At 58.6% G+C, this 20,894-nt stretch carries 20 protein-coding genes and 3 pseudogenes; 14 read left to right on the forward strand and 9 right to left on the reverse strand.

The window, feature by feature from the left end; all coding sequences use genetic code 11:
• From ACPYOJ_RS28530 to ACPYOJ_RS28540, 3 genes and pseudogenes are all read left to right on the forward strand, one after another.
• Positions 1-107, forward strand: a pseudogene (locus ACPYOJ_RS28530) (DUF378 domain-containing protein); the annotation flags it as partial.
• A 60-nt stretch (positions 108-167) separates the two neighbouring features.
• Complete coding sequence (locus tag ACPYOJ_RS28535; RefSeq protein WP_481419248.1) at positions 168-656, forward strand: TspO/MBR family protein; 489 nt, start codon at positions 168-170, stop codon at positions 654-656.
• On the forward strand, positions 653-1,162 hold the full coding sequence (locus ACPYOJ_RS28540; RefSeq protein ID WP_481419249.1) for a hypothetical protein: 510 nt from the start codon (positions 653-655) through the stop codon (positions 1,160-1,162). The genes ACPYOJ_RS28535 and ACPYOJ_RS28540 overlap by 4 nt, the downstream gene beginning before the upstream one ends.
• A 200-nt stretch (positions 1,163-1,362) precedes the next feature.
• Here the strand turns inward: ACPYOJ_RS28540 and ACPYOJ_RS28545 are convergent, their stop codons facing one another.
• The 3 genes and pseudogenes from ACPYOJ_RS28545 to ACPYOJ_RS28555 form a co-directional block, all read right to left on the reverse strand.
• Positions 1,363-2,004: an HD domain-containing protein gene (locus ACPYOJ_RS28545; protein ID WP_481419250.1), complete on the reverse strand. Its 642-nt coding sequence runs from the start codon at positions 2,002-2,004 to the stop codon at positions 1,363-1,365.
• Between the two features lie 158 nt (positions 2,005-2,162).
• Positions 2,163-2,590, reverse strand: a pseudogene (locus tag ACPYOJ_RS28550) (carboxymuconolactone decarboxylase family protein).
• Positions 2,591-2,632: 42 nt separating this feature from the next.
• The gene (locus ACPYOJ_RS28555) at positions 2,633-3,052 is read right to left on the reverse strand and encodes a cupin domain-containing protein (protein WP_481419251.1); all 420 of its coding nucleotides are present in this window, start codon (positions 3,050-3,052) and stop codon (positions 2,633-2,635) included.
• 118 nt (positions 3,053-3,170) lie between these two features.
• Between ACPYOJ_RS28555 and ACPYOJ_RS28560 the strand changes: the two are divergent.
• A pseudogene (locus ACPYOJ_RS28560) lies at positions 3,171-3,833 on the forward strand (aminotransferase class I/II-fold pyridoxal phosphate-dependent enzyme); the annotation flags it as partial.
• Between the two features lie 908 nt (positions 3,834-4,741).
• Here ACPYOJ_RS28560 and ACPYOJ_RS28565 read toward each other — a convergent pair.
• Entirely contained in the window at positions 4,742-5,773 is a 1,032-nt protein-coding gene (locus ACPYOJ_RS28565; RefSeq protein ID WP_481419252.1) for an IS110 family RNA-guided transposase, read from the reverse strand.
• A gap of 1,094 nt (positions 5,774-6,867) precedes the next feature.
• On the opposite strand from ACPYOJ_RS28565, the gene ACPYOJ_RS28570 reads away from it, so the two are divergent.
• Entirely contained in the window at positions 6,868-7,380 is a 513-nt protein-coding gene (locus ACPYOJ_RS28570; protein ID WP_481419264.1) for an acyloxyacyl hydrolase, read from the forward strand.
• Here ACPYOJ_RS28570 and ACPYOJ_RS28575 read toward each other — a convergent pair.
• Positions 7,377-7,538, reverse strand: coding sequence for a hypothetical protein (locus ACPYOJ_RS28575; RefSeq protein ID WP_481419253.1), 162 nt, complete (start codon positions 7,536-7,538; stop codon positions 7,377-7,379). The genes ACPYOJ_RS28570 and ACPYOJ_RS28575 overlap by 4 nt on opposite strands.
• A gap of 378 nt (positions 7,539-7,916) precedes the next feature.
• On the opposite strand from ACPYOJ_RS28575, the gene ACPYOJ_RS28580 reads away from it, so the two are divergent.
• Positions 7,917-9,203 carry a glycosyltransferase gene (locus ACPYOJ_RS28580; RefSeq protein WP_481419254.1) on the forward strand — a complete coding sequence of 429 codons (1,287 nt, stop codon included), beginning with the start codon at positions 7,917-7,919 and terminating at the stop codon, positions 9,201-9,203.
• Here the strand turns inward: ACPYOJ_RS28580 and ACPYOJ_RS28585 are convergent.
• Both ACPYOJ_RS28585 and ACPYOJ_RS28590 read right to left on the reverse strand, forming a co-directional pair.
• Positions 9,178-9,414, reverse strand: a complete 237-nt coding sequence (locus ACPYOJ_RS28585; protein WP_481419255.1) for a hypothetical protein — start codon at positions 9,412-9,414, stop codon at positions 9,178-9,180. The genes ACPYOJ_RS28580 and ACPYOJ_RS28585 overlap by 26 nt on opposite strands.
• 400 nt (positions 9,415-9,814) lie before the next feature.
• Positions 9,815-9,991, reverse strand: coding sequence for a universal stress protein (locus ACPYOJ_RS28590; RefSeq protein ID WP_481419256.1), 177 nt, complete (start codon positions 9,989-9,991; stop codon positions 9,815-9,817).
• Positions 9,992-10,255: 264 nt separating this feature from the next.
• Between ACPYOJ_RS28590 and ACPYOJ_RS28595 the strand changes: the two genes are divergently transcribed.
• The 3 genes from ACPYOJ_RS28595 to ACPYOJ_RS28605 all read left to right on the forward strand — a co-directional run bounded on the left by ACPYOJ_RS28595 (position 10,256) and on the right by ACPYOJ_RS28605 (position 11,154).
• Complete coding sequence (locus ACPYOJ_RS28595; RefSeq protein WP_481419257.1) at positions 10,256-10,525, forward strand: hypothetical protein; 270 nt, start codon at positions 10,256-10,258, stop codon at positions 10,523-10,525.
• Positions 10,522-10,926: a DUF302 domain-containing protein gene (locus ACPYOJ_RS28600; protein WP_481419258.1), complete on the forward strand. Its 405-nt coding sequence runs from the start codon at positions 10,522-10,524 to the stop codon at positions 10,924-10,926. Before ACPYOJ_RS28595 ends, ACPYOJ_RS28600 begins: the two co-directional genes overlap by 4 nt.
• 63 nt (positions 10,927-10,989) lie before the next feature.
• Positions 10,990-11,154 (forward strand): hypothetical protein, encoded by a 165-nt coding sequence (locus ACPYOJ_RS28605; protein WP_481419267.1) that lies wholly within the window; start codon positions 10,990-10,992, stop codon positions 11,152-11,154.
• A 277-nt stretch (positions 11,155-11,431) separates the two neighbouring features.
• On the opposite strand, the gene ACPYOJ_RS28610 is transcribed toward ACPYOJ_RS28605, so the two are convergent.
• The gene (locus ACPYOJ_RS28610) at positions 11,432-12,232 is read right to left on the reverse strand and encodes a hypothetical protein (RefSeq protein WP_481419259.1); all 801 of its coding nucleotides are present in this window, start codon (positions 12,230-12,232) and stop codon (positions 11,432-11,434) included.
• Between the two features lie 543 nt (positions 12,233-12,775).
• On the opposite strand from ACPYOJ_RS28610, the gene ACPYOJ_RS28615 reads away from it, so the two are divergent.
• From ACPYOJ_RS28615 to ACPYOJ_RS28625, 3 genes are all read left to right on the forward strand, one after another.
• Complete coding sequence (locus tag ACPYOJ_RS28615; RefSeq protein ID WP_481419265.1) at positions 12,776-14,353, forward strand: arylsulfatase; 1,578 nt, start codon at positions 12,776-12,778, stop codon at positions 14,351-14,353.
• Positions 14,354-14,443: 90 nt separating this feature from the next.
• Positions 14,444-15,457 carry an HAD family hydrolase gene (locus tag ACPYOJ_RS28620; RefSeq protein ID WP_481419260.1) on the forward strand — a complete coding sequence of 338 codons (1,014 nt, stop codon included), beginning with the start codon at positions 14,444-14,446 and terminating at the stop codon, positions 15,455-15,457.
• Positions 15,458-15,490: 33 nt separating this feature from the next.
• A complete protein-coding gene (locus ACPYOJ_RS28625) occupies positions 15,491-17,800 on the forward strand; it encodes a multiheme c-type cytochrome (RefSeq protein ID WP_481419261.1) in 2,310 nt (769 codons plus the stop codon).
• Between the two features lie 568 nt (positions 17,801-18,368).
• Here ACPYOJ_RS28625 and ACPYOJ_RS28630 read toward each other — a convergent pair.
• Positions 18,369-18,572 carry a cold-shock protein gene (locus ACPYOJ_RS28630; RefSeq protein ID WP_481419266.1) on the reverse strand — a complete coding sequence of 68 codons (204 nt, stop codon included), beginning with the start codon at positions 18,570-18,572 and terminating at the stop codon, positions 18,369-18,371.
• Between the two features lie 452 nt (positions 18,573-19,024).
• Between ACPYOJ_RS28630 and ACPYOJ_RS28635 the strand changes: the two genes are divergently transcribed.
• Both ACPYOJ_RS28635 and ACPYOJ_RS28640 read left to right on the forward strand, forming a co-directional pair.
• Complete coding sequence (locus ACPYOJ_RS28635; protein ID WP_481419262.1) at positions 19,025-19,294, forward strand: hypothetical protein; 270 nt, start codon at positions 19,025-19,027, stop codon at positions 19,292-19,294.
• 436 nt (positions 19,295-19,730) lie between these two features.
• Positions 19,731-20,852 (forward strand): branched-chain amino acid ABC transporter substrate-binding protein, encoded by a 1,122-nt coding sequence (locus tag ACPYOJ_RS28640; RefSeq protein ID WP_481419263.1) that lies wholly within the window; start codon positions 19,731-19,733, stop codon positions 20,850-20,852.
• The last annotated feature ends 42 nt before the right edge of the window (positions 20,853-20,894 follow it).

Below are 20,894 nucleotides of genomic sequence, written 5' to 3' on the forward strand. Positions count from 1 at the left end.
TCGCCCGGATCGTTTACCTGCTGGTAGGGCTATCGGCAGCCTGGCAGATCATCCCCCTGTTTTCTGCAATGGGCTCCAGCGAGTTCGCTGCCGGCCATAACCGATAGGGACCTTGGAGGGACCCGCTTGCCTCGTCGGCGGTTCCCTCCATCTTTTGCCGGATGGACATGTATTCCCTGCTTGTGTTGATCGCCTTCGAGGTCGCGAGCTTCGCTGCGGCGGCTACCGGCGTGATCTTTAGGCCAGGCGACTGGTACAAGCAGCTCGACAAGCCAAGATGGCGCCCGCCCGATTGGCTGTTCGCCCCGGTCTGGACAGTTCTCTATGCATCGATCGGACTGTCGGGCTGGCTCGTATGGCTAGAGGCAGGCGTTGCCGGAGCAGCACTGCCGCTTAGCGTCTATGCAGTCCAGCTTCTGCTCAATGCTGCGTGGACGCCGATCTTTTTTGGACTTCACCGACCCGGGCTGGCCGTGGTGGAGATCATGGCACTTTGGGTTGCGATCCTGGCGACGATTACTATGTTTCACCCCGTGAATGCGGCTGCCGCCTTGCTACTTGTTCCTTACCTGGCGTGGGTGAGTTTCGCGGCGGCACTTAACTTGTCCATCTGGCGGCGCAACCGCTCGAAACCACTGTCGCAGGGTGCCCGATGAGACCCCGGTGGGTCGTCGTGAATGACCGGATGCAGCAAGGCTACCGGTACGCTCTCGTTGCGCCAATCGGCCGTAACTTTCATCCCGATTTCCGGCCAGACTTGACACCCGCCGAGATGCTAGCGCTCGGGGTGTTCGGCGGCAAGTACATGACCGATTGTCGCGACGAATTCCCCAACAGCTGGTTTGCAGAGGCCCGGCTGTCGTCGCTGCGAAAAGATCCGTCACTTAATTGGTTCGGTGTCGACGCCAGCCAACCGCTCAGCGTCTGGCGAGCTAAGGGATGGATACATCCCGACGATCCGCGTGGCTGGATCCAGTGGTACTGCCGTTACCACCAAGGTCGTCGCATGCCCGGCGAGGACGAGCGACAGATCGCCCGTTGGAAAGCTATTCGCCGCCGTCTCGCTCAGCTTCGTCGAGCCTGCGAGCCTGGGGATTGCTGGTGCCGGCCGCGTCAGCGCCAGGCTTTGCTGCATTGGACATATGACAGCCGTTCGATTTGACTGTTATGCCGCTGCAGTGCCCAAAAACGTCCGGTATCTTGCTTGCGAGGCTAGCTGCCGGCAGCACACGGCCCAATCGGTGATTCGAACCATGCCAAGATATTCGATTGTCTAGAAAATGAACAGGAAGTTTGTAACGATGGGGTCATTGGTCCTGATCCCTGGAAGGTGCTCACCTCCCCAGAAGACGGAAATTAGGTTCAACTTTCCCAACGCGAGCCAAGGATGACGCTGCACATATCGACCCGCCGAAATTCCGGATCCTTGAACGCGAGCACGTCGTCGTTGAAGGTGCCGAAGGTGCTGTGCGGCCGGTGCTTCATGCCGTGGTAGAAAGCATCGATGATGCCGTGCTTGAAGTCGGCCTCCCGCGGAAAGGCGGCGATGACGGCCTCGCGCTGCGCGTCGGTGAATTCCTCGTAGCCCCTGCCGGCAACGTCCATACCAGCACCCGCCTGCACTAGTGCGATCTCCGGGCGCATGAATTCCGGTATGCCGGGCGTGGTGTGGAGGGCGACAGCGTTCCAGACGATCTCGATGTCGCTGTCGGAAATGCCGCGCGCCCGCAGGAAGTCCCGCGCGGCGTTCGCGCCGTCTACTTCGAAGCGCAACTGACTGTTTTCGTAGCGCGCGGTGAGGCCGATGTCGTGGAACATGGCGGCTGTGTAGAGCAGTTCCGGGTCGAAGGTCATGCCACTGCGATTTCCCGTCATGGCTCCCCAAAAGTAGACCCGGACCGAATGATGGAAGAGCAGATCGCTCTCGGTATGGCGAATGAATTCGGTCACCTCGCGTGCGATTTTGCTGTCTGGGATGCTCGTTCCCGATATTTTCTCAAGCATGGTCTATCCCCGATTGTTAGCTGTTGCTGCATTCGTCGCGAGTTCGCCGGGAGTCCCGCATCTCCGCATCCCTGATGAACTGAGCTGCCTCGCAGGCAGGCTTGCTGTCGAGGATTCGTATTCCGGAAATCTCAACGACGGTCATGCTCCGCACGCCATCAATGTTCCAGCACAGCCTGCGGCGTATTGCGGAAGCTGATGGCCATCCGATTATAGCTGTTCATCAGGCTGATCGCGATCGTCAGATCGACGAGTTGCTTTTCATCGAAAACCTCTCGCGCGGCGGAGTAGGCGCTGTCGGGCACGCCGCTCTCGGCGACGAGAGTCACGGTCTCTGCCCAGGCAGCGCGGCCCGCTCGGTCTCGCTGAAGAGATTTCCACCTTCTTTCCAAGCCTGAACCAGCGCGAGTTTCTCGATCTTCACGCCCCTCTTGATCAGGTCGCGAGTGTGCATATCGAGGCAATAGGCGCAATTGTTGATCTGCGAGACCCGCAGATAGACGAGATCTACCAGTTCGCTAGGCAGACCGCTCTGCATGACATAGCCATAGACGCCGCCGAGCGCCTTGGCCCCGTTGGGAGCGATTTGATTGTAATCGAGCCTCTTGGTCCTCGTTCAGTTCGTCCTTCACTTGACGGGAGTGGTGAGCTTCTTGTCGTCGGAGTCGACAACGAAGACAGCAAGCAGTTTCGCGGGCTCGGTCTTGCTCGCATTGCGGCTGATCGAATGGGTCGCGCCCGGCGGTTCGAACCAGCTCTCGCCGGCCTTGTAGATGCGGGTCGCACCGCCATTCACCTTCGACTCGATCTCGCCGGACAGCACATAGGCATAGATGAAGGCGGACTTCGCGTGGGTGTGCGGCAGGGAAGCGGCACCGGGCGCATAGTCGACTTCCACGACTCGGAGCGACTTGCCGGGGATGTTGGCAATAACCTGATCGAACTTGGCTGTGACCGTTTCGGTTGGGCCAGCAAGAGCCGGGGCAGGTGCGGCAAATGTCGAGGCAAGCGCGGCCATGACGGCAGCGGCAATGATGCGGATATCCATGGTTTTTCTCCTTGTGAGACGCACCGAAGATGCGGATTCTCTGAGCCAGAGAAAAGAACCAAGAACGCGAATAAATCGTGTACCATGGCCGCATGAACAAGCCGCTCAACTTGAACGTCGAAGGGGTGTCGCCAAAGCCATCGAAGATGGCGTGCTGGAGCCCGGCGCACGGCTTCCATCGTGGCAGGATCTTTCTGTCCAACTCGGCGTCGCGCGCGGAACGGTGCGGACCGCCTATGAGAAGCTTGCCGCCGCCCAGTTGATCGAGGCCTCGCGCACCACGGGAAGCCGAGTCGCCCAACGCCCTCGCGCCGTGAGCAAGAAGGAGCCGCCGCCAGATGCAGGCTCGTTCCTGGAGACTTATCTGGAAATGACGCAGGGGCCTGCGTTCTTCCAGATGGGAGTGCCGGCAACCGAGACCTTCCCGGCAACACTGTTCGCACGCATCCGCGCCCATGCCGTCCGTGCAGAGGCGAGCGCTCCTCCTTTTTATCCTGACCCCCGCGGCGAGCTTGCGCTGAGGCGGGAAATCGAGGCATATCTGGCCGTCGCCCGCGGCATCAATTGCTCACCATCGCAGGTGATCATTACGGGAGGGTTCGGGGCAGGGCTCGGTCTTGGGCTCAACGTTCTCGGTCTCGCCGCGCATGCCGCGTGGTTCGAGAACCCGGGATTTCCATGGACAAGGAAAGGGCTTGAACTGGCATGTCTGTCGCTTTCCCCGATTCCGGTTGATGCAGACGGTATAGATATCGATCATGGGCTGCGTCATCATCCGAACTATGCGCAGGTTCGTGAATATCTCGGCGAAGCCTATGTCATCAAAGGCCGCGTCGACCTTGCCAAAGAACAGCTAGGCATCATCAAGACGATCTGCGGCACCGACTGCGAGCCATATGAGGACCTCAACGCTGCTATCATCAATCCGACGAAGATGTAAATCGAGGCAGGACGCGGGGCGGACAGGAGGGATATTCGGATGTCGGTCGCGCGTACCACATTTCCTGCGTATAGTCGCCTCAAAATGGAGATCGCCGGCTCAGCCGGCGATCTCCAGAAGAAGAACCGGGGCGGAGGCGGTCATCGCGAGTGCGAAGCGGACGTCAGAAAAGGCCCGACGGGCGTTGGTGCGCGGATATGAAATCTAGCGCATTTCGATCTTTGATGTAGTCGGTTATACCTGCCTGACTTGACGCCGGACGTCCACACGCCAGCATGCGGTTGAGAACGATGCAACCGATCACAGTCCGCTGTTCCCCCTCGTCGACAAGCCAGCCCTCGATGGCCTCAGGATTTTCTACGGGGGCCAGCATGATGAGGATGTCAGTCGAAAGCGGAATCCAGCCTCGCGCCAGCCAGGGCCCGCGCCGCGTAATTCGCACTTTGTTCGACCTTAACGTACGATTTTGAACAGCTCTTCTGTGGTTGCCGTCCGTTGCGCAAGTAGTTTCTGGCCTTTTTGACGTGTGATCGAGTGCGGTCTTCTGTCAGGCCTTTGATTGCGGCATTTCGAGAGACCGCTGGCCGGTATGGTGATCCGCGGATCGGGTCCAAATCTTGTTCCCGGGCTATAAGCTCCAGAGCAGTTACTGGTTATCCCTATCCGGATCGGTTCGATCATGCGCCCATTCAGGTCATCGACTTCTCACACCTACTTGCCAGTACAGGCTGGCTATTCGCGATCGGTTGCTATTGCGCCGCCACGGCCAAGGCCGGGATTCGATAATCTTGCTGCTTCGTCAGCATGGCCCATATTTTCCGAGCCATTTTATTCGCCAGTGCGATCGCCACCAACATCCTCGGCTTCTTCCCGAGCATTCGCGAAAGCCATGATCCCTGTACAGGCGGTTTGCGGCTCGCCCACCTGACGCGCGTCATCGCCCCGATAATCAGGAGTCTGCGAATATCCGCCTGCCCGGCTTTTGACACACGACCGAGCCGTTCCTTTCCGCCCGACGAGAATTGCCGGGGAACCAAGCCGAGCCAAGCGGCAAAATCTCGGCCGCTCCGGAAGTTTTCCATCGCCGGTGCGAAAGCTTCGACGGCTAGCGCGATCAGTGGACCCACACCCGGCATCGTCTGAAGCCGGCGGGCGATATCGCTCTGCCGGGACAGTTCCGCGAGCTTCTTAGCCTTTTCGTCGATCCGGGTCGTCTTCTCGCTGATCTGAGCAAGAAGGTCGCGGCATTCTTCCCTCACAAGCTCAGGAAGGTCGATTTCGACATCCTCGATAATCGCTTCTATACGCTTGACGTGACCTATCCCTAGCGGAATGACCTGCCCATATTCGTAGAGAACAGCGCGCAAAGCGTTCACCAGTTCTGTTCTCTGGCGGACTGCGCGTTCCCGTGCCCGAAATAAGACCGCCCGGGCCTGCTGATCCGCTGTCTTGGAAGGGACAAAGCGCATCTCGGGTTGACGTGCAGCAATGACGATTGCTTCGGCATCCGCGGCGTCATTTTTCTGACGTTTCACAAACGGACGCACATATTGCGGTGCGATCAGCTTAACTTCATGCCCCAGCTTGGCCAATTCGCGTGCCCAATAATGAGCGCTTCCGCAGGACTCTATAACTACCAACGCCGGCGCTTGCTCCGACATGAACCGGAAAAACTGCCCGCGCGACAGCTTCTTACGAAACTTCACATGGCCCGCCATCGACGTTGCGTGTAGCTGGAAAACATTCTTTGCCAGGTCCACCCCGATCATCGTATCCTTCATCTGCCGTCCTCTCCGTTATGTGGTCTACACCGCATCATCTTGGCACATTGCGATGCCGTTTAGGGGAGGACGGCAACCACCCCATCTTGTTCCGACCCCTAATTCGAGCATGCGCCTAAGGTGATTGCTCGCGATTCATGCAATCGCGATAGATACGCTCAGGGGATGGGCTGGCGTCGCGGCTGCATGTCGGCCAGCTCGTCAATGATCAATTGGCACTACGTTAACCGCCAGTGACAGCTGGAACCGGCGACCAGCCAGCTCAACGGTACTGATATGCTATCGGACCCTCGCAAATCTCCCGGACCCAACCATCCGAACAGCCAAGCAAGCAGAAAAGCCAGCGCGACAGCGAGAGCTATCAGGATCCACACACCCAAGGTGCGCCTCGGTGGCTTGCCGGAATATCGAGCAGGATCAGTCATTGACCACTTCCGAGGGTGTTCGGGAACCGTGACCACGGCACCCGGATAGAGGTGCCACCCGCTTGAACAGAAGAAGTACCGCGCACCCCAAGTGCGCCAAACAAGGCTGGTTCCGTAATGTTCCAAAAAAAGCCCCGCCGAAGCGGGGCAGGTCACGGGGAAAACGTGGCCGCGCGGCGCCAGGATGAGAGCTGCAATCTGACATCGCTGGCGGCTGAGGTAAGGAAGTCTACCGCGCGGCCGTCATCCAAACGCTCAGGATAGGCGGCCGTTCCCGTCCGGTAGCGTACGGACAAAAAGGACGCCGCCGAAGCGGGGCAGTTTGACGAAGAAAGGATCGCGCGACTTTCCAGTGAGGGCAAAGGAAGGGGTCTATCAGCGAACCACGCCACGCGATCCCAACAGCTAGAACACTGAAAGCATTTATAAGGTTCCGGTGCGGTAGCGTACCGATCGCAATCGGCTCAGATGAGGCCACACAAAGCCGCCAAGCTGCCGATGACGCCGGCAATCGCCCCAGCATGGCCACCCCCATCAGCGTCCGTCCGCGATGAAATCATCCCGAGCCTTTACTTTGCTGTGAGCACCTTCCATGTTGCGCACCGGTGAGATTCGGCCCGCGGAGGACTATCAATGAAATCCAACTGCGTGTTCGCGGCTGCGCTGCTAATGCCGGTGTTGGCAAGTCCAGGTTACGCGCAGGACCAGCTTTTCGACGAATTGCGTTTTGGCGCATCGGCATCGATCCAGGGCGGCCACGAGCGGGAAGACGGCATCTTTCCGGAAGTCACCGTCTTTTTCGATCCGTTCGGTGCCGATTCCGCCACGACGTGGACGCAGACGCTCGTGCGCCCGCGTATCCACCTCGGCACGTCGATCGGAACTGAGGGTGAAGCGACCCAGTTCTTCACCGGCTTTTCCTGGACTGCCAACTTTACCGAGAAGCTTTTTGCCGAGGCTGGTTTTGGCGGTTTGATCCATACCGGCGAACTCGATCACAACGACGACGGCCCTGCACTCGGCTGCCGTGTCCTCTTCCGTGAGTATGTCGGCGCGGGCTATCGCTTCGACAGTCACTGGAATGTCATGGCTCAGGTTGCCCACTCCTCCCACGCCAACCTCTGCAATGGGCCAAATGACGGCATGACACGTGCAGGCGTGCAGCTCGGCTACAAATTCTAAGCAAAACGATAGGGCCGACGATCGTCTCCAGGACCACGGCCCAGCACGCCGCTTTCGATGGCTTTCGTCAACGCCTTGCGAATCTGTTTTGACAGCGAAGCCTTTGTCGATCGATCGATTTTCAAATTCAGCGGCTTGTTCATCCCGCCGTAGTACACGATTTATTCGCGTTCTTGGTTCTTTTGATAGGCTACCGATGCGCCATCTCTTACCGGTCAGAAACAGAAAACCCGTGAAGATCGGTATCGTCATCCCCGCCATATAGATCGCGCTCGCGTCCCACCGTTGCCCGCACCGCCAGGCTGAAACGGTCGCGCCCAAGTTCAGGCAAGCAATCGCGAACATCCGCGGCAGGTCGCTCTCGGCCGTGGAAGTCGACTGTAGGCGGGGCGCGGACTGCGTGCCGCACGCCACGCCAGGTCGGCTCGTCTCCACGCCTCTGTGCCTTCGGGTGAGATCGTGTGGATCGCGAAGGATGGTGAAACCCGCATCGTCAAGACCGGCGAGAGCTGGTCGAAATAGAACTTGAGGATAGCATGAAGATTCTTATCGCTTCGACGCCCGCATCGGGCCTTTTCAACCCGCTGCTTGCCATCGGGCGCATCTTGATCGCCGCAGGACATGAGGTCACCGGCTTGACGGGCACCGGGTTCCGCCAGCGCGTCGAAGGTATCGGTGCAAAGTTCCATCCGTTGCCGGCACAGGTCGATTTTGATCCGGGGAACATCCACGCAGCGGCTCCGGAGCTCAAAAACACACCCCCCGGGCCGGCATGGCTACGCATCTCTTTGGAGCGCATATTTGTCGACAGCATCCGCCATCAGCACGAGGGAATAGGCGAGGTTCTGCGGGACTCCCCAGCGGACGTCATCATTGTGGACGACATGTTTTTCGGCATACTCCCGATGCTTCTTGGGCCGCGTTCAAACCGGCCTGCCATTGTCGTCTGTGGTACGTCGGTTCTGCACTCGCGCCGTGAAGACGGTGCGCCGGTTTTTTCTGGCCTTCCACCTGCAGTCACCAAGGCGCAGTTTGATGAATACGCTATCATCGCACGGGATTACGACCGCGTCGTCAATCAGCCGCTGGCCCTGCGGTTAAATCAGGTGCTCGGGGAACTAGGCCTGGGACCTGTGCACGTGCCCCTCTTGGAATCCGTGGTGGATCTCGCAGACGTCGACATGCAGCTTTCCGTGCCGGGTTTTGAGTATCCGCGCGCCATGCCGGCCACGGTGAACTTCGTCGGCGCCCTGCCCATCATTCCAAATCAGGCGCCACTACCATCCTGGGCGCATGAATTGGATGGCTCGCGCAAGGTCGTTTTGGTCACGCAGGGCACCGTCGCCAATCACGATCTTAATCTTTTGATTGCGCCGACGCTGAAGGCACTCGCCGACGAGCGCGACGTGCTCGTGGTCGCCACGGCGGGCGGTCGGCCAATTGACGCGATACCTGGCCCAATTCCCGGCAATGCCCGCCTCGCAAGTTATCTGCCGTTCGAATGGATCCTGCCGAAGACCGATGTGTTTGTCACCAACGGCGGTTATGGCAGCGTCAACCAGGCGATCAGCTTCAGCGTTCCTCTTGTCACAGCGGGCCTTACGGAAGACAAGGCTGCCGTGAACGCGCGCGTCGCATGGTCCGGCGTCGGGATTGATCTTGCGACGAACCAGCCGTCGCCAGAGATGCTGCGGGAAGCGATCCGGACCGTTCTCGAAAAACCGAGCTACCGTGCGCGCGCGTCGGTATTGGCTCAGGAGTTCGCTGGGATCGATACGCGATCTGAAATTCTCCGGATCATCGCGGCTGCCGGGTCCCGCTGACCCGGATAGCAGCACCATTCACAGGCTCATGAAGAGCGAGGTTTCGGACCCTCGGAACTGTCCTGGCCGCCAGGCGCCGGTAACGCTTCGGGCCGTAGAACGCTGCGGCGTCGGCGGCATCATCCAGCGCGAGGTTGTTCACGTACCGCCGCTCGCCCTGCCAATGCGCAGCGCCGCCGGGTCGGGTTGGCATGATCGCTGTATCGGTCATGTCGGGCGCCACCGCTCTGTACAGCAAGTGCGGCACGTGTCATCCCTTGCAACCCCGCCGCTTGGCCGACCGTCTCCACGCATTCCCCGGCTTTAGGCGGTCGCAGCGTTAACTGAAATTCAGCTCGAAGCCTGGTTATTCGCAGGGCTTTTGATACTGAGATGCATCGCAAGGCCCGAGGGTGGGGAAGCAGACCAGTAAATTGAAGGGGTCAACAGAGATCTTCCGTGGCTGGGAGGAAGATTTGCGAGACAACTCAAGTGCAAACGTTATCGAATATCAGAAACTTCGGATGGGTGTCCTTTCGTCCGATACTACTCGGATCCGGCTCCTCTGTCGTTTCCATTGGATTGGCACCGGTATCGGTCGATACACGGGACTTGCGTCCGCAGATATAGTGCTAGTGCGCAATCAACAACGGGATCGGTACATGCGCGAGCAGGGAACGGCTCGTGCCGCCGAAGGCGATTTCGAGATGACGGGAGTGACTGTAAGCGCCGATTACAATTAAATCGGCAGCAAGGTTGGCAGCGCGATCGAGGATGATCTTTGCGATCGATGCTCCACCGGATCGCATTTGACCAGCGAGTGATTCCGGCGCTCTCCTACGAAGCCGTAGCAGCCCCATTCCGTGCGGGTTCGTCCATAGGATTAGCACAAGGGGTTCGTTGTGAGCAGCCTATTGCCCCTGATCAGTTCAATGACTCCCTCCTGCTCCAGATTTTTCAACGCGGCGTAAAGCTCGTCCGATGTAAACCCATCGGCGCTGAGCGGTACGCCGATATGGTACAGGTCGATTGCATCTGAGGGGGCAGCACCAAGGATCCGCAGGCGTTCCACAATGGCGGCTTTGGTTCGTCAAGTCGGCTCTCGGTCCCTCTTCCCCCAAAATGGTCCGGTCGGGACCCGCGCACAGCTGATCGAATTCCGCGACATGCTGACCGCGGTGCGCGATCGGGTGGCCGCCCTGAAGCACCAAGTTAAATCTGTTGATGAGATCATCGCCGCCAAGCCGACGGCCGCCTTCAACGCCAAATGGGGTAATTTCGTTTTCAACGGCGATCGGTTTACAAATAGGGTCTACACCGGTCTTCAAGGAGCACACCAATGAGTGAACGTGCCGCAAGCGTAGTTGAACTGACCAGTGCCTATGATTTCTCTGCGACGCTGGATCGCCTCAGCAATGCATTCGAGAAAGCCGGCTTAAAGATATTCGCGCGTATCGACCACAGCGCCGCCGCTACGGAAGCCGGGCTCAACATGCCGCCGACCGTCGTTGTTATCTTCGGCAGTCCGCAGGTGGGCACACCGCTGATGCTCGTAACTCCAGCCCTGGCCCTGGACCTACCGCTGCGCGTTCTGGTGAGAGAAGACAGCAGCGGACGGACGATAGTCGCGCATCATCCTGCCGCGGCAATCACGACTGCGACGGTCCTTACCAGCGAACATCTGGCGCGCTTTTCCAAAGCTGAGACTTTGATCGCCAATACTATAAAGGGTGAAGCTACCTGACCGTCTCGTGTCGGCAGCCCGCTCCAATATCCTCTCAACCACGCAGCATTAAGGGAATTCATCATGGCTCGTCTCCGTACGATCGCATTGCGCGACGCAACGGGCCGGACAGCCGAATTGTTCAGCGCGGTAAAAGCTGCGATTGGCAAGGTTCCCAATAGCTATATCAGAATTGGCGGCAATACTCCGGCCGCCGGGATCAGCAGCACCATGGCGGCGACGTCATGAAAGTTCCATAATATCGCCTTATGCCAGCTAATCGAAATTGTTGGTCGAGGGTTCGAGTTGGTTCAAGGCGGCACACATCGCTCATTTCTCCGTCGAGAAGGCGGGCAACAAAACGCAGACGTTCCTCCATCACCGAAGTCTCTCTCCACGGCATCAACACCTCCCGCCAAAAACGGAAAGTGTTACCCATGTCTCCGGTACAAAACGTCACCTATGTCTCAGGTCGGGCAGTCAATTACTGGCAATGTGCCTGCGAAGTCACCTTACAACTTATGCTTCAGAACCGGATCACGACCCCGAAAATTGGCCCGTATTCGATTACGTCGAAGTCGAAGCCGTCGTTGCTGTAGTCGACACCGAGGGCACGATAGCCTCCGATCGCTGAGAACGACTGGTTCCATTGATAACCAACGCCGGCCAGCACATCCCATGCAAAGTCGGAAGCTGCTCCAAAGCCGCCGATCATTCCCCAACCGGTCAAATACCAGGACGGCGATAGGTCAACACGTGCCTTCGCCCCAACCATGGGGTCGACCCAGGTGTTTGTCTCGCTGCCGCTTAACGCGGCAAGCGGGGGCCCGCCCGCAGAAAGGGCAATGTCGACCTCGTTGTCGACGTTCCAGAGACGGGCGCCCGCCATGAGATCCACCGTTACCGCTGGCTGCGCAACAACACGGTATTCGCCCATCAGGGTTCCGGTCAGGCTGCTGGTCTCGAGAGTCCCGGCTAAGTTGAGGGGGACGCCCGCAACCGTTCGTGTCACTGACTTCTCCACCTCCAGCTTCAGGTAGATCAGGTCGCCGAATACGCCCCAGGTTCCGTTGTGCGCCTCACCGACGATCATGCCTCCGAAGCGGAGATTGTCGAAAATATCACGAAACGGCACATCCACCTCGATGGGCTGTCGTCCGCGAACCCCAACATCGCCGTTGATGCTGCCAGCCCAGAAATAAGGCGCAAGGCTGAGCGTCCAGCCGCCAGGATCGGAAGCGGTTTGAGGCGGCGCTGCATTATCGATATCCGCCGCCCAGACTTGCGAAACGAGCGCCGAACTCACAGCCAGCGCCAGTGCCCTCATGAAACTCCGGTAACAGGTCATTCGGCAGTTCCCCTCCGCCTTCTGTTCCTACGAATCTCCAAGCGGACAATATATCGAAGGATAATATTAGTAACGGCCTATGTTCGTAGAGAATTGCGAGGAAGCCTCGCTGTTCACCCACTGTGGCATCAGCAACACTCTCAATCTGGAAGCGAAGATCTTTTTATGTTATATTGCTAATATTGGACGATGGTCCGTTGGGAGGACGGATAGAGGAGCCTCACAAAACCATTTCTGAATCAATGCGCGCCGTTCCACTATTCGTGACGCGAGAACCCAAAAACCTTAGCATATGATGTTTGCCTTACCCGCCGCGACATAAGGGAAGGCAAGCGGCGGGGTCATCATACACTCAAATCGATGAAACGACTGCCAACAAGGGCGAAACGCCCGATCTTCGCACTTTTCTGGCTTCAACACAGGAGTTATGAGATGAAGAGCAACATTGGCATTTACAGTCTCTTCGCATTTACGATCGCATCAACATTCTGGGCGGCGACCCCTGAACCTCTCGCCCAGGAGATGCGAAAACCCAATATCCTTTTCATCGTGTCCGATGACACAGGCTATGGCGATCTCGGCCCTTATGGCGGCGGCGAAGGCCGTGGCATGCCGACGCCGAACATCGACAAGCTGGCTGACGAAGGAATGACGTTCTTTTCCTTCTACGCCCAGCCGAGCTGCACGCCCGGCCGTGCAGCGATGCAGACCGGGCGCATTCCAAACCGCAGCGGCATGACGACGGTTGCTTTCCAGGGCCAGGGCGGCGGCCTGCCGGCGGCCGAGTGGACGCTTGCATCGGTGCTAAAGCGAGGCGGCTACCACACCTACTTCACCGGCAAATGGCATCTCGGCGAGGCCGACTATGCGCTGCCGAACGCTCAGGGCTATGATGAAATGAAGTACGCCGGGCTTTATCACCTGAATGCCTACACCTATGCCGACCCGACGTGGTTCCCGGACATGGATCCGGCACTAAGGGCGATGTTCCAGAAAGTGACCAAAGGCGCCCTCTCCGGCAAAGCCGGCGGGCCGGTGACCGAAGACTTCAAGATCAACGGCCAATATGTCGACACGCCCTTGATCGACGGCAAGGAAGGCGTCGTCGGCATTCCGTTCTTTGACAGTTACATTGAGAAGGCGGCCCTCGAATTCCTCGATGAAGCCGCCAAGACGCCGGACGAACCATTTTTTATCAACGTCAACTTCATGAAGGTGCACCAGCCAAACATGCCGGCGCCTGAATTCGAGCACAAGTCGCTGTCGAAGTCGAAGTACGCAGACTCGATCGTGGAACTCGACACCCGGATTGGCCGGATCATGGACAAACTGCGTGAAACCGGAATGGACCGGAACACGCTGGTTTTCTACACGACGGATAACGGGGCATGGCAGGACGTCTATCCGGATGCCGGATACACCCCGTTCCGCGGCACCAAAGGCACCCTGCGCGAGGGCGGCAACCGTGTTCCTGCGATCGCAGTATGGCCAGGCAAGGTCAAACCTCGAACCAAGAATCACGATATCGTCGGTGGCCTCGACCTGATGGCGACATTCGCCGCAGTCGGCGGGGTGCCGCTGCCCGACAAGGACCGCGAAGACAAGCCCATCATCTTCGACAGCTATGACCTCTCGCCGATCCTGCTCGGCACCGGAAAATCAGAACGCAAATCCTGGTTCTACTTTACCGAAAACGAACTTTCCCCCGGCGCGATACGCGTTAACAACTACAAATTTGTGTTCAATCTCCGTGGCGATGACGGAGCCCAGACGGGCGGCCTGGCGGTCGATTCAAACCTCGGGTGGAAGGGTGCCGAGAAATATGTAGCCACGGTCCCTCAGGTGTTCGATCTGTGGCAGGACCCGCAGGAACGTTATGACATTTTCATGAACAACTTCACCGAGCGGACCTGGATGGGTGTCGTCATGGGCGAAGAACTGAAGAAGATCATGGCGACCTACGTGCAGTACCCGCCTCGCAAGCCCCAAAGTCTGACCTACAACGGCCCGATCACGCTATCGGATTACGAACGCTTCCAGTGGGTACGAGACGAGCTCGCGAAGGAAGGCGTCTCGATCACGCTGCCAACCGGCAATTGATTTGAGCACGGCGGCCCGGATCCGGGCCGCCGTCTTCTAGCTAGACGGTCTATCTGACCCTCGCATCAAGAACCCTTGGGAGGATGCCCAATGTTCGCCATTCAAGGTTTCTTCAAACCGGCCCGCGACGGAGCGCTGGCTGTTGCGGCGGCGTTTCTGTTTGTCGCTTCGGCGCAGGCCCAGAGCGATCCCCTGCCGTCGTGGAACGACACGACTCCTAAAGCGGCCATCGTCGCCTTCGTCGGGAAGGTGACAAAGGAGGGTTCGCCGGAGTTTGTCCCGGTACCGGAGCGCATCGCTGTGTTCGACAATGACGGCACCCTGTGGGTCGAGCATCCGATGTACACCCAGCTCGCCTTCGCGCTCGACCGCGTGAAGGCGCTCGCTCCGCAGCATCCGGAATGGAAGGATACGCAGCCGTTCAAGGCAGCGCTCGAAGGCGACATGAAGACGCTGGCCGCCTCGGGCGAAAAGGGCCTTCTGGAACTCGTCATGGTCACCCATGCGGGAATGACCACCAGCGATTTCCAGAAAGTCGTGACCGACTGGCTTTCCACCGCGCGCGACCCCAGATTCAAGCGGCCTTACACCGAACTCGTCTATCAGCCGATGGTCGAGCTTCTTGCATATCTGCGCGCCAACGGCTTCAAGACCTTTGTCGTTTCGGGCGGCGGCGTGGAATTCATGAGGCCGTGGGCGGAAAAAGCTTATGGCATTCCACCGGAGCAGGTCGTCGGCTCCTCGATCAAGACCGAGTTCAGGATGCAGGACGACACTCCAACCCTGTACCGCCTGCCCGAAGTCAATTTCATCGATGACAAGGCCGGCAAGCCGGTCGGAATCAACCAGGAGATCGGCCGGCGGCCGATCGCAGCCTTCGGCAATTCCGATGGGGATCTCGAAATGTTGCAATGGACGACGATGGGCGGTGCGCCTGCACGCCTCGGCGTGCTGATCCATCACACCGACACGGATCGCGAATATGCCTACGACCGTGACACTGAATTCGGCCGCCTCGACAAGGCGCTCGATGCGGCGGCGATAACCGGATGGACCGTGGTCGACATGAAGAGCGACTGGAAGGAAGTATTTCCGCAACGATAGGATTTGATCACGACCGCGGGAGGCGTGTGACCGGTGACCAGAACATTGTTCACCATTGTAGGACTTGCGCTTTTGGCCATTCTGATCTCGTCTATCACCGGCCCCTTCACAAGCGCGGAGGCAGAAAACGGCCCGGTGACGTCGGACCCACTTATCGCTTCTCACGAAGGATTTGTTGACGAGAAGGTCTGCACTTCGTGTCACGCCGAGCAGGCGGCCGCCTTTGCAAAGTCCCATCATGCCAGGGCCATGGCCGTTGCGGACAACATCACGGTTCGCGGCGATTTCAACGACAGCAGCTTCGAGCACGGAGAAATCGACGCCGAATTCTTCAAGCGAGACGATCGCTTTTTCGTTCGGACCGAAGGGCCGGATGGCAAGCAGCGAGACTTCGAAGTCAAATACACGTTCGGCTACGAGCCGCTGCAGCAATATCTCGTCGACATCGGAGGTGGACGACTGCAGGCACTGGACATCGCCTGGGATACAGCGAAACAAGAGTGGTTCTGGCTGGGAGACGGGCAGCCGTCCAAGCCGGGATCGACATTCCACTGGACCGGCCTGTTCTACCGGTGGAACCGCACCTGCATCGACTGCCATTCCACCGATCCGCGTGCGAATTTCGAGGCCGCGACAGGGTCATATCGATCCTCTTACGTGGCGACCAGTATCGGATGCCAATCATGTCACGGCGGCGGTGCTCGTCATGTTGACTGGGCGAAAAGCAACTCGATAGGCTCCAGCGCCCAGTCAACGGTCGCGATGCCGAAGGTGGAGATGGACACCTGCTTTGCCTGCCATTCACGGAGGATCAAGCTACGCGATGGGTTCGAACCTGGAAGAGCCTACCTCGACTATTTCTCTCCTGCGCTGATGCGCCCGGACCTGTATTTCCCGGACGGGCAGATACTCGACGAGGTCTTCGAATACGGCTCCTTCCAGCAAAGCAAGATGTCGCGGGCGGGCGTCGTCTGCGTCGACTGCCATCAACCCCATGAAGGCACGCTGCTCGCCGAGGGCAACGGCTTGTGTACGCGGTGCCACGCGGAGACTGGTTCTGCAAGGTTCACCAGCTTCGACCCAAAAGGCACGTTCGATGCCATTAGCCACACTGGGCATCCTCAGGGATCGGCCGGCGCGCGGTGTGTAAACTGTCATATGCCCCAACGCACCTACATGAAGGTCGATCCGCGTCGCGACCATTCCTTCGTCATCCCACGTCCCGATCTTTCCGAAGCCTACGGCATCCCCAATGCGTGCACCTCATGCCACAGTGACAGGACGAATGCCTGGGCCGCCGAAAAGATGGATCAATGGTACGGCACGAATTGGCGCAAGCGTCAGACGGTTACCCACGCATTCGCGGCGGCCGCCAAGGGCGAGCCAAGCTCGATCGATGCATTGCGTGCATTTTTGGCAGACCGCGAGCAGTCCGGCTTTGTGCGAGCGAGTGCGGTCGCCGAATTGACGAGGTTAGCCGGACCGGCGGCAGCGGCGGACGTAACGTCGGCAGCGGAAGATAGCGATCCAATCGTGCGGCTGGGGGCCGCGGAAGCCGCCGTCAACTTGCCTCCTGAACTCGGATGGCAAGAAATCGCAACTCTGCTCGGGGACGAGATCCGGGCCATCCGGGTAGCCGCGGTAGCCGCTCTCGGGGGAGCGGTTGCGGAACTGCCCGAAGCCACACGCAAGGCATTCAGCGTCGCTGCGGACGATCTCGAAGCATATGCCAATGCAAATGCCGACGGTGCCGAAGCTCAAGCCCGATATGGGCTGTTTCTGGCGAGACAGGGTCTGATGGACCAGGCCGAGAGTGCCTTTCTCAACGCCATTGCCCTCGATCCAACGCTCGCGGGTTCCCACGCCAACCTTGCAGAATTCTATCGCGTTGCCGGACAGAGCGAAAAGTCAGAGCTTGCCTACCGCTCAGCTATCAAAGGCCTGCCGGACAACGCCGCGCTTCGCTACGGTCACGCGCTCGCGCTGGTGCGCCTGAAGGCCATGCCCGATGCCATTCGGGAGCTCGAAGCCGCGGTTCGGCTCGAACCGGACAACGCGCGCTATAGAATCACTTTCGCAATCGGTCTGGATTCGGTTGGCCGAACGGAAGAGGCATTCTCGCTTCTGGATGGAGCGATCGCCGACCAAACACGCGACGCCGACCTCATCGGTACGGCGATCGCGCTTGGAATGAAACTGGGACGCCACGACGAAACATTGAAGCTCGCGGAGCAACTCGCGAGGTTGCAGCCGGACAATCCAAATGTCACCTCGCTTTTGCGACAGCTTCGAAGCACATCATATCCGCATCAACCGCAGGCAGGCCCCAATGATGATCGATAATTCTGCATATGATCATCAGTTGAATAGTCTTGTGCGAATACGCAACTCGTCGCCGACAGAGGCAACCGCGGCGATACCGCATTCGAATTAACAAGTGGTGCTTCGTAGTCTATACATTCGGTGGCAGTACGATGCCGGAGTGCGGATGTGGATTAAAGTTCCGATATCCGGTTTGAGCGCCAATCCCAGACCTTGACGGCGAGAACTCTGATGTCCGCTTTCCGCGTGGGTGTCCTAGCAGCGAACGGTCGGCCATCGGCCCCAAACCAGTCGTTCCGGCCAGGCCAAGTCCATCCTGGGCTAGAGAATCTGCTACATCTAGATACTGTAAGAACAGGGCCAATGGTTCACATCCCATTAAGAGCAGGGGGTGCTCACTCGAGCGATGTTGCTTGGCGATAGATGGAATCGGCTCACACTGCGTCACGCAGTAAGTGAGGATCGCGGGCCATGACGCGGTCCTACACCCGAAAAGGCTGCTCACAGATCTCGGCGCCATCACGTCGGTCTGCAACGACATCGTGATGCTGAGCCCAGCCTGCCTTAGGCAGGCTGGGAAATCCACTAGTCAGAGGACCGAGACGTTCTCCGCCTTCGATTTTCCGGTCTTGCGGTCCTGTCCGATCTCGAAGCTGACCTTATCGCCTTCGCGGAGGGAACCGCCGCGTTGCAAAGCAGACACGTGAACAAATACATCTTGTCCACCACTATCAGGCGTTATGAAGCCGAAGCCCTTGTCGTCGTTGAAAAATTTAACCGTACCCGTTGGCATGAGAAATCTATTCCCTGTGTCGTTTGTCCAAATTTCGCAGCGGAAGCTACAGCGCCAACGCTCGTTGATCAACAGTGAGCATGAGGTGGCCGCTTTGTGGCGAACTGCGACGGTGCTCATGATCGATTTCGGTGAGCTTTGCTGGCGCCGAAGAAAGGAACTCGGGAGAATGGACTGTGAAGCCAATTACCGTTCGTTCGCAAGGCTCACGGCAGCTGCCTTCGCGCGCCTCGCTGCCGCAAACACCCGAAAACGAGCTTCCGGGTGGATGTTTGTTGTCTCGGCTCGCTTGGCCAATCCAGCAGAAGCATTACCACCACGATCCAAATCCCTGAAACACGGGATCATGTGCTTGGCCTCGGTTACAGGTGTAGGTGAATTTGCCGTCTGTAAGACGGGAATGTAACAGCCGCGTTCCAGATCTGTCTCCGAGACATAGTCAGGAGATTTTCATGCCGACCGTGCAAACCGAGCCCACCGCGCGTTCCCATGCTCGAGGCCATCACCTCCGGATCGTCACGGTCGATGGAATGATCGTCACGTTCGGGACGGACGGTCGCGTGGATATTCGAGATGTTCCACCCGAGCCGGCTTCGCCTGTCCACCGTGAAACAGCAGAACCGCTGCTTCAGAGGCTGGCTAAGCTTTTTATCGAGGCGTTTGCGCTTGCGGGCGCATCGCTGCATCCGACGGTCGTTCATTGGCCGGGTGATTGGTCTTGAACGAGACCTGCTCGCTCCACCGAATCTGCGTGCCGCGGGCAGGGGAGGCGAGCCGCCTCCTATGAGACGCCCGAGGATGCGGCCGGTCAAATGCGGCATGTCGTCGGATGGGCGTCACCTAAACCAAGGGCGCCGGCTGAATCCCTGATAAATTCGTTTATGAGTTGAAGCTCGCCGCGCGCGCGAACGTCTGACATACTCGCAATCGGCCGGGGCGCAATTTCGCTAAGCCAGTGCCGTTTAGGCGGCCTTCGGATCCGGTCGATGGTTTTTCGCTCGTCTGCGAGCAAATCCCGGCACTATGTTTTTTCGTGCTTTTCCCGAGGAGTACCAGCGCTCGGGGTTACAGTTGCAACGTAGTTTCCACGTTTGGAAACGCGGCCGAAATTCTCAAAAGCGACAGACAGTCCGTTGGCCTAACGACGGGAGTCTCGTTATGAATAGCAGTCTTTCAATATCTCTGGCCCTGGGTGTGTCGCTTATTTTAGCGAGCGCTGCGCATGCCGATATTCTCATCGGCGTTGCAGCACCTCTCACCGGGCCGAACGCTGCCGTTGGCGAGCAGTTCCGCAAGGGCGCGGAAAAGGCGGTTGCGCAAATCAATGCGGCGGGCGGAATAAACGGCGACAAGATCGTCCTCGAACTCGGCGACGATGCATCCGATCCGAAGCAGGGGATTTCCGTCGCAAACAAGTTCGTTTCCGATGGCGTCCAATATGTGATTGGCGACTACAATTCCGGCGTATCGATCCCCGCCTCGCAGGTCTATGCCGAGAACGGCATCCTGCAGATCACCCCCGGTTCGACCAATCCGACGTTCACCGAGCAGGGACTCTGGAACACGTTCCGGGTATGCGGACGTGACGACCAGCAGGGTGCAGTGGCCGGTAACTACATCTTGAAAAACCTCAAGGACAAGAAGCTCGCAATCCTGAGCGACAAGACCGCCTACGGTGAAGGGATTTCCAATGAGGTGAAGCGGACGGTCAATACGGGCGGCATGACCGAGGTCATGGACGAGGGGGTCACTGTCGGTGACAAGGACTTCTCCGCGATCATCTCGAAGATGAAGGCTGCGGGTGTGGAAACCATCTACTTTGGCGGTCTCTACACCGAAGGCGGCCTGATCGTAAGGCAGGCGGCGGATCAGGGGCTGCATGCGGTCCTGATCGGTGGCGATGGTATCACGTCGAGCGAATTCGGTCAGATTGCCGGCCAGGCTGCAGCGGGCACTTTGATGACTTTTGCGCCGGATCCTCGTCTCAATCCTGCCGCGAAGGCCATCGTGGCGTCGTTCAGGAGCGATGGGTTCGAGCCGGAAGCCTATACGCTGTATTCGTTTGCGGCGCTCGAGGTCCTAAAGGCAGGATTTGCGCAAAGCAATTCCCTCGATCCGCAGAAGGTGGCGGATGCCTTGAAGCACATGAGTGCGCCAATTCCCACCGTGATCGGCAAGCTTGAGTTCGACGAAAAGGGCGACCGCAAGGACGAGGACTACACCATGTACGTCTGGAAGGCCGATGCGAGCGGCGCCATGACCTATTCCATGCTGCCTTAAGAGCTGTCTCTTATACACATCTGACGCTGCCGACGACTAGTC

It is taken from the genome of Rhizobium sp. SVR5-9E (genome assembly GCF_056755095.1).